Raw genomic sequence first — 5661 nt, 5'->3', positions numbered from 1 at the left:
GTTTTGGATAGTATGTGTAGTTGGGGAAGAAGACATTTAGAATATATCGATAAAAATAAAATATAATATTATTATGTAAACTAAATGTAGTTTGTCGAAACATATCGTTTTAATAATTTGTATTTTATAATATATAATTAAATAGTGTTATAGGTTATTATATATGCAGTCTTCCAGATGAGGTGATATAGATGAAATGCTGTATCGTTCGAAGTAACTAGTTGTTCGGGGCTGAAAAAATGCGTAGCAGATATAAAAGAAGACGTAGGCCCTTTCACGATAATATCAACTATGAGTCTATTTCGAGAATCATCTAAACAGTTAATGCATTTTTACAAAGGGGAAATAATAAAATGAATGAATTAGAGTATAAAAGTTTTTATGATAAAGTGGGACGATTAAATGGGTGGGACTTTAGTAAGCTAAAGTGTGAAACTGTAGGTGACACTTGGGACTTTTATGGCGAAGTGCAAGAAAGATGTAAACCATCACATATTCTACTTGATGTTGGCACAGGTGGAGGAGAGAATATATTAAAAATAGCATCTTCAGCTGCATTACTGATTGGAATAGATAATTCTAATGGAATGATCAAAACAGCACATTCCAATTTGAATAAAGCAGGTGTACAAAACGTTGAATTTCTCCAAATGGATTCTGAAGTTTTAACGTTTCCGCATGCTCATTTTGATATTGCTTCAAGTTGTCATGCTCCGTTTGTAGCATCTGAATTGGCAAAAGTAATGAAAAAAGGTGCTTTTTTCTTAACACAACAAGTTAGCGAACATGATAAATTAAATCTTAAAGAAGCATTTGGTAGAGGGCAATGTTTAGGTGAAAGAGATGGTACGTTAAAAGATAATTATATGGGTGAACTTATTAGTGCAGGATTTGAACTCGTACAAGTACGTGAATATGATGTTACTGATTATTACAGTACTCCTGAGGATCTTATTTTCTTATTAAAACATACGCCTATTATTCCTAGATTTGGAGAAAAAGAAGAGGACTTTAATATTTTACAAAAGTTCATTGACGCTAATAGTTCCGAAAAAGGTATTCGTACCAATTCAAAAAGGTTTATGATTATTGCTGTTAAATCATAGTGTATTTTAACGTAAAAGCTGATTTTCTTTAAAAGAAAATCAGCTTTTTTTGTGGAAAAGAATGCAGGGAAAACTTAAAAATCATAGAAATAGGTAAAGTGGTAATCTGAAAATTGAAATATAGGGGATAATTATTTTGAAACGTTACTATATTAACAACGAAAAAATAAACGCACATATTACTGAGTGGGGAAATAATGAAAAGCCCGTTATCTTTTGTTTACATGGGTTAGGTAGTACGAGTTTAAGTTTTATAGAAATTGCAGAAGAATTAAAGGAAGAGTATAGATTTATCTCCATTGATGCACCTGGGCATGGTAAAACACCGCCCTTTGAAAGAACGGAAGATTATGAGATGCTGAATTTAGCAAACTGGTTAAATGAARTAATAAATGAACTGAGAATTGAACATTTCTATTTTTTATCACATTCGTGGGGAAGTTTTGTAGCACTATTTTATTTATTAAATAATCCAGAAAAAGTACTAGGAAGCATTCTTATTGATGGAGGATATCAAACAAAAAGGCTTCAAGAAGAAACGCTTGAAGAGGAAATCGCGTATTACGAAAAGGATTTTGAAGAATATATTTTTAATAATTGGGATGGATTTTTCAAAAGTGAAAAAGAAGCATATACTAGGTGGTCTCCATTATTAGAAGTTGCTGTAAAAGACCTAGGGATTGAAATGGATAATGAAGTATGTTGGCATGCGAGAGGTACAACAGCTGGTAATATAATAAGAGGTATGCATAAAGATGAAACGATAGATATTTACGAGAAGTTACCGGCTAATATTATATTGCTTCGAGCTACAGTTCCACAAATATGGGATGAATATAGAGATAAAACAGTGAAAATTTTCAAGTTAAAAACTGGCGCGAAAGTAAAATTAATCTCTGATACTACACATTTGTTACACTGGGATAAACCAGAAGTGGTTATAGAGGAAATAAAAAGTAATTGGAGCTAACATATTCATACTAAAGTTGTAGTTTTTATATAAAAAATCAATCCTTCCGTTTGATTTTATCTATTTATAATTGTAATACAATAMGAATAGATARTAAGAAACAAGGGGGAATGTARWGTGATTACACATATATCAGATATAAAACTACAAACGGTTTCCATAGAAGGGGTAAAACAAGTCTATAAAGACATATTATCTTTTCCGATAAAAACAGAAACAGCAACATTTATTCAATTTGAAGTCACACCTTACACAACAATTAGTTTCCAGGAAGTATATGAACCGATTGCACCTGCACATTTCGCCTTTGAGATTCCATATTCAAAATTTCATGAAACAGTAAGATGGCTTGAAGGTTCTGGATTACTCATTGTGAAATGGAAAGATGGTCATACAATTGATGAGGAAAACGGTCTATTCAATTTATACTTTAAAGATGGTGATGGAAATCTTCTCGAAATTATCGCACATAGTTATGTTAAAGAAAAGGTATTAGTCCCGCATTCACCGTTAAACATTTTATACGTAAGGGAAATTGGTCTTCCGGTTAAAAGTGTACCTGTATTTACGGAATGGTTGAAATCAAATCTAGACATGAAAACGAAGGAAGATGGGGATATTTTCAACTTTGTTATAGGTGGCACTGCATATATCGTTGCAACCTGGTGGCAGCGACCGTGGATTCCAATCGCGATGAAAGCTTTACCACAATTTACTGTAAGGAGAGAAATGAATTGAATCTAGGAAATCCGATAGCCAAAGGAAATACGGCTGAAATTTATCTTTGTGATAATAAAGTTGTGAAATTGTTTAAAGAATACCTCCCTAATACAGAATCTCTATMCGAAGCACRAAAACAAAAGTATGCATATTCATGTGGTTTAYACGTTCCTAAAGTATTTGAAGTTACAGAGATACAAGGTAGACAAGCTATTATTATGGAATATGTAGAAGGGGAAAGTGTTGGTGAGCTTTTGCTTAATAATTTGAGTAAAGCGGAGCATTACATAAGTATATGTGTTAGTGTACAACAAAAAATTCATGCTATATCTGTGAGCTCGGATGAAATAGAACCGATGGAAGAAAGGCTTTATCGTCAAATTAACTCCGTACATGATCTGGATGAAAAACAAAAGGGAAATATATTAAAAAAGTTAGATTCAATCACATTTGAACCTAGATTATGTCATGGTGATTTWCATCCGTTTAATTTAATTATGAGTAATRGTGATGTGAAWATTATAGATTGGRTTGATGCTAGTTYAGGTGATATTCGTGCAGATGTGTTTCGGACATACTTATTGTATTCACAGAATTCAGTGGAATTAGCTGAAATGTATTTACATATATATTGCAAAAAAACAGGTYTATTAAGAGATGAAATTTTCCAGTGGGCTCCTATTATTAGCGCAGCTAGATTGGCAGAGAGTACACCTCTGTAAATAAAAGATGTTTTTCATGTATTTATTCTGATTCTTGTAAGGATGGTGTATCATTTGTTTTTTACTCATTGATATTCCCTGTTATTTTTTTATTGCTAATTCTTTTCGGTTTGTCATATACTTAAAAGAGACCAAACGTTTTCTTTTAGGAGGACACAATGCGTAAAGGTGAATTAACAAAAAGAATGATTCTTGATCGTTCCTCTGCTCTGTTTAATGTAAAGGGGTATAGTGGTTCTTCAATTTCTGATATTATGCGAGAGACGGGGCTAGAGAAGGGTGGTATTTATCGTCACTTTAAAAATAAAGATGACTTGGCTGTTCAAGCCTTTCAGCACGCAACTTCACAAATGGGAGTGCGTTATGCCGAAGAGATAAAAAAAGCATCCAATAYGTTGGATAAGTTAAAAACTTTTATTTCAGTTTTTACATCTCTCATTCATAATGATCCTCTTCCAGGAGGCTGTCCAATCATGAATGTAACGTTAGAAGCAGATGATTCCCACCCACTTATGGCAGAACAAGCACAGATAGCGATGAATCAATTACTTGGAATGATTGAAAAAATTATTATGAATGGAATTGAGCAAGGGGAGTTAAGATCAGATACTCAAGCAAAGCAGATTGCTATCATCTGGATTTCTTCTCTTGAAAACGGATGAGAGAAGAATGGTACTAATACAAAATAGTAAATTGAAAAATGTGTAGAGTATGAACGATTTCGGCCTACCTGTTTCTAATTTTTGGAGGAGTGTGAAAAGGGATATGAGAGAATTTGAAACAATCGTAATTGGMTCTGGCCCTGGAGGATATGTTGCTGCAATAAGAGCTTCACAATTAGGGAAACAAGTGGCAATTATAGAAAGAGAGAATCTTGGTGGCGTATGTGCTAACGTCGGCTGCATTCCATCTAAGGCACTTATTTCTGTAGGTCATCGTTTTGAGGAAACAAAGCATTCAGAAAATATGGGTATTTTTTCTTCTGGTGTAAATGTTGATTTTGCAAAAGTACAAGAATTTAAAAACAACGTTGTAAAGAGATTAGTAGGTGGTGTAGAAGGGTTATTAAAAAGCAATAAAGTAGAAGTGATAAAAGGTGAAGCTTATTTCATGGATGCTAACACTATACGAGTAACCAATAAAGATGCAGCTCAAACATATACATTTAAAAATGCAATTATAGCTACTGGATCACGCCCAGTTGAAATTCCAACATTTAAATTTACAAAACGTGTGATTAACTCTACAGGTGTACTTAGTTTAACTGAAGTTCCAAGTAAATTGGTTGTAATCGGTGGTGGTTACATTGGTACTGAATTGGGCTCTGCTTACGCTTCCCTCGGTTCTATAGTAACAATTATTGAAGGAGGTAAAGATATTTTAACTGGCTTCGATAAACAAATGACTCAAATTGTGAAAGAAGACCTTATAAACAAAGGTGTTACAGTAATAGTAGATGCATCCGCTAAAGGTGTTGAAGAAGTTGAAAATGGTGTAATTGTTATCTACGAAATTGGTGGTGAAGAAAAGAAAGTTGACGCTGATTACGTATTAGTAACGGTTGGCCGTCGTCCTAATACTGAAAATATGGGTTTTGAAAAAATCGGTATTGAGTTTTCTGACCGCGGTTTATTAAAAGTTGATCAACAATGCCGTACTAACCTTCCGAACATTTTTGCTATCGGTGATATTATTGCTGGTCCACAGCTTGCACATAAAGCATTTTACGAAGGGAAAGTAGCTGCTGAAGCTATTTCTGGTGAACTATCATTTGTTGATTACTTGGCAATTCCAGCAGTTTGYTTCACMAATCCTGARTTAGCWACAGTTGGTTATTCTGAAGAGCGAGCAAAGGCAGAGGGCATGGAAGTAAAAGTGATTCAATCCCCATTTTCAGCAAACGGTCGTGCACTTGTATCAAATGAAGGAAAAGGGTTCTTGAGGCTATTGGTGCGTAAAGAAAATGGTGTATTAGTAGGTGCTCAAATCGTGGGTAATGGTGCATCAGAAATAATTGCCGAAATGGGTTTAGCAATTGAATCAGGCATGACAGTTGAAGATATTGCATTAACACCACATGCTCAACTAACTTTAAGTGAGATTGTGATGGATGCTGCTGCATCCATCACAATCTCACTTAAAG

The 5661-nt window shown here is 33.9% G+C and carries 4 protein-coding genes and 2 pseudogenes; all 6 read left to right on the top strand.

Annotated elements, in window-relative coordinates; genetic code table 11:
- Window positions 1-353: 353 nt before the first annotated feature.
- Window positions 354-1106, top strand: a complete 753-nt coding sequence (locus tag AC1DJR_RS23745) for a class I SAM-dependent methyltransferase (RefSeq protein ID WP_429691980.1) — start codon at window positions 354-356, stop codon at window positions 1104-1106.
- A gap of 136 nt (window positions 1107-1242) precedes the next feature.
- On the top strand, window positions 1243-2076 hold the full coding sequence (locus AC1DJR_RS23740; protein ID WP_477003652.1) for an alpha/beta hydrolase: 834 nt from the start codon (window positions 1243-1245) through the stop codon (window positions 2074-2076).
- 117 nt (window positions 2077-2193) lie between these two features.
- A pseudogene (locus AC1DJR_RS23735) lies at window positions 2194-2784 on the top strand (VOC family protein); the annotation flags it as partial.
- Between the two features lie 26 nt (window positions 2785-2810).
- The gene (locus tag AC1DJR_RS23730) at window positions 2811-3518 is read left to right on the top strand and encodes a phosphotransferase family protein (protein WP_477003651.1); all 708 of its coding nucleotides are present in this window, start codon (window positions 2811-2813) and stop codon (window positions 3516-3518) included.
- A gap of 158 nt (window positions 3519-3676) precedes the next feature.
- Window positions 3677-4171: pseudogene (locus tag AC1DJR_RS23725) on the top strand (TetR/AcrR family transcriptional regulator); the annotation flags it as partial.
- 112 nt (window positions 4172-4283) lie between these two features.
- Window positions 4284-5661, top strand: a 1378-nt coding sequence (lpdA, locus tag AC1DJR_RS23720) for a dihydrolipoyl dehydrogenase (protein ID WP_477003650.1), incomplete at its 3' end; no start/stop codon positions are given.

It is taken from the genome of Bacillus sp. 05T31, from assembly GCF_056396725.1.
This window is presented reverse-complemented; position numbering and strand designations above follow the sequence as displayed.